Origin of the sequence: Acidiphilium sp. PA (assembly GCF_026191915.1) — a bacterium.
In the GTDB taxonomy this organism is placed as follows: Bacteria; Pseudomonadota; Alphaproteobacteria; order Acetobacterales; family Acetobacteraceae; genus Acidiphilium.
Genome location: NZ_JAIMBY010000068.1, coordinates 1 through 3,354 on the forward strand (window position 1 = coordinate 1; position 3,354 = coordinate 3,354).

General features: G+C 59.6%; 2 protein-coding genes and 2 pseudogenes. 1 reads left to right on the plus strand and 3 read right to left on the minus strand.

Annotated elements, in window-relative coordinates; all coding sequences use genetic code 11:
* A pseudogene (locus tag AruPA_RS21445) lies at positions 1-778 on the plus strand (IS256 family transposase); the annotation flags it as partial.
* A gap of 454 nt (positions 779-1,232) precedes the next feature.
* Here the strand turns inward: AruPA_RS21445 and AruPA_RS21450 are convergent.
* The 3 genes and pseudogenes from AruPA_RS21450 to AruPA_RS21460 form a co-directional block, all read right to left on the minus strand.
* On the minus strand, positions 1,233-2,471 hold the full coding sequence (locus tag AruPA_RS21450; protein WP_265638762.1) for an MFS transporter: 1,239 nt from the start codon (positions 2,469-2,471) through the stop codon (positions 1,233-1,235).
* Between the two features lie 169 nt (positions 2,472-2,640).
* Positions 2,641-3,018: pseudogene (locus AruPA_RS21455) on the minus strand (chloride channel protein); the annotation flags it as partial.
* Positions 3,019-3,048: 30 nt separating this feature from the next.
* Positions 3,049-3,354 (minus strand): transposase (locus AruPA_RS21460; protein WP_265638763.1); only part of this gene is annotated, 306 nt, incomplete at its 5' end.

Sequence of the window (3,354 nt, forward strand, 5' to 3'; positions counted from 1 at the left end):
CAGCGGCGGGATCTTTCAGCCCGGCGTTACGTCTACATCTGGGCGGATGGAGTGTATTTACAGGCACGGATGGAACCGCAGGCAGAGTGCATGCTGGTGCTGATCGGCGCCACCCCCGAGGGCTGGAAAGAGTTGATCGGTTTTCAGGTAGGCATGCGGGAAAGTGCGCAGAGCTGGCACGAACTGCTCGTCGATCTGAAGGCCCGTGGGTCTGACCATCGCACCGCAGGTCGCCACCGGGGACGGGGCGCTCGGCTTCTGGAAGGCGATTGAGGAGGTCTGGCCGAGGACATGCCATCAGCGCTGCACGGTCCACAAAACCGCCAATGTGCTGAACAAGATGCCGAAAGTCCTCCAACCGGCCGCCAAGGCCGATCTACGTGAAATCTGGACGGCGCCGGATCGTGCGGCGGCCGAGGCGGCGATTACAAAGTTCGTTGAGAAATATGGCTTGAAGTACGACAAGGCGGTGACCTGTCTGGTCAAGGACCGTGATGCGCTGCTGACTTTCCACGATTACCCGGCCGAGCATTGGGAGCATCTGCGGACCTCCAACCCGATCGAGAGCGTGTTCGCCACCGTTCGCCATAGAACGATCCGAACCAAGGGCGCGCTGTCGCAGGACACCGCCCGGCTCATGGTCTTCAAACTCGTCACTGCAGCCGGCAAAACCTGGCGCAAACTCAACGGAGAAAACCAGTTGCCCAAGGTCATCCAGGGCATTACTTTCCGGGACGGCGTCGAGGTGATCGAGACGCCAGCACAGAACGCCGCCTGATCACCCCCGTCACCCAAATTCCACCATAGGCCCGATGGCAGTCCACGGCCCGCAACCGATGTGATCGACGCCACGGTGATGCCGGCTGCCGAGGCCATCGCCCCGACGCTCGAAGGTAAAGCACGCCGCCAGCAAAACCCTCATCCGCCCCATTCTCTCGCATGGCTTTCCTGGATCGTGGCACGGCTCGGGGGTTGGAATTGTTACTAAAAACCCCAGGGACCAAAAACCATGCGTGCCGGATGGGCGCGTTTCGCCTCAGTGGCCGCAGGCTTCGCCCTCGCTACCCAGTCAATTGGGTGAATCCAGTAGCTCTTGGGGTCGGAGTCCCGCGACGGGCGCTGGACGGTCTCCACCGTGGGACGGGGGAGCGCTCGTTGTCCCGGATGTGATGGAGGATGCCTTGGACGGCAATGACCTTAAACCGCTGGCCCCCCCGGATCCCCCCGGGGGTTCAAACCGAGTGCTTTGCCGGGGCTTGAACGAATGTGGCTATGATCAGCCAGACGAGCCCGAGAACGGCACAGGTCAGAAATACCGCAACGCTTCCTCCTAGATCCGCCGCGATGCCACCAACCGCGCCGCCAGCGAACAGCCCAATCGATTGGGCGGTGTTATAGACCCCCAGTGCGCGACCTTTGCGGGATGGTGGTGCCGTGCGCGAGACGAGCGAGGGCAACAGTGCTTCCAAAAGGTTGAAGCCCACGAAGAACACGAACAGCGCGCCTACCAGAGCCACGATGTCATGGTAACCGCCAGCAAAAACGATCATGGCAAGTCCCATCAACGCGACCGCCCCGATGAAGCCATGCCTCAAATAACCGCGTGTCTCGGCCCAGATGATCCCTGGAATCGCCACGATGAATGATAGGATGGCGACCGGTAGATAGACGATCCAGTTATTCTCGATCGCGATGCCGGCATCGTTTACCAGCGCAAGCGGCAAGGCCAAAAACAGTGCGACCTGCATGAAATTCAGGGCGAAGATCGAAAAGTCCAGACGGAGCAGTGCGGGAGTAAACAGGCTCGTATGTGGTACGGCACTCGTCATCGCGGCATCCGGGTGCGCAGGCTCGGAGGCTCCCATCTTCACGTCGGGTACCACGAACTTCACAACGAAGATCGCCCCGATCGCAAGCACGCCGGTGAGCAGGAACATACCAGGCACAGAAATCGAGCGATACAGCAGCGGTCCGGCCACGAGTGCGATGATGAAGCTCATACCGATCATCATACCAACGAAGGCCATCGCCCGGGTGCGATTTTCCGGTCGGGTCGAGTCGGCGATCATGGCGGAGATCGCCGCAGAGATCGCGCCCGCCCCCTGTATCGCTCTGCCAACAATGATCATCGGCAAGTTATGCGAGAAGCCGGCCACGAATGAACCGAGCGCAAAAACTGCCAGCCCTACAATCATAACTGGCTTGCGGCCATACCGATCACTGGCGATGCCCAAAGGAATTTGCAGGCAGGCTTGAGTGAAGCCGTAGATACCGAGTGCGAGGCCGACCAGGAAGCGGTCATGGCCATCCGGCAGCGTTTTCGTGTAGATCGAGAATACGGGCAGAATCAGAAACAAGCCAAGCATTCTCAGTCCGTAAATCGAGGCCAGACTATAACTCGCCCGCCGTTCGAGCTTTGTCATCGCGTTCGAACGACGTTTTGTTCTGATCTTTGATGTCGTCGGGGACATTGAAACAATCCTGCCAGGTGAGCGAACTGGGGGTAAGCGCTGCGCAATGCATTGCGGAGCGGATATCACAAATCTGCCTAGCTATCGGACATATGGCCTCATGATACCTAGCTACGCCGTTCGCGACGTAATGCCAGTCACGAATCGGTGTCAGGGATGCTTGTATTCTCTATTTCGGACTGACGCCTGCCGTATTCGGTTGAGAGACCGGTTTATGTTCGACAACGCGAAGGAACTGATGTGCCATGGCGTGATAGACGGGTTCCTTACAGACCAATCGTGACGCCATCGTGCCGAGGATCGCGGCGATGCCAACTGGTACAGTCATTGCTGGGTTGCTGGTCATCTCGATAACCATCGCGGATGCGGTCAGTGGCGATTGTACCACGCCCGAAAAATAGCCTGCCATCCCCACCATTGCGAACGCCGCCACCGGGGCACCCGGCACGAGATGGTTGAATATCGTCCCAATGCCTACGCCCACGGCCAGTGACGGAGCAAAAATGCCTCCTGGAATTCCCGAGAGATAGGAAACGAGTCTCGCAAGGAACTTAAGAGTCCATTTCGAATCGGTTCATCAACGTGCCAACCTTCGTAGCAGGATGACGCTGGACGCGGCGTAGAGGAAGGCTTCGACGCTCTCGATCGTGGCCTCGAAGTCCTTCGCGAGCCGCCGGTTTCGGTTGATCCAGGCGAAGAACCGCTCGACCACCCACCGCCGGGCGATGACGGCGAAGCCGACTTGATTGTCGGCCTTGCGCACCACCTCGATGCGGATCGAGCTGGCCTCGGCGACCCGGGCACCGGCGTAGCCGCCGTCGGCATATCCCAGCGTCACGAAGGGCCAACTCGGACGCGACGCCCGTAGCAGCGGCACTGCCCC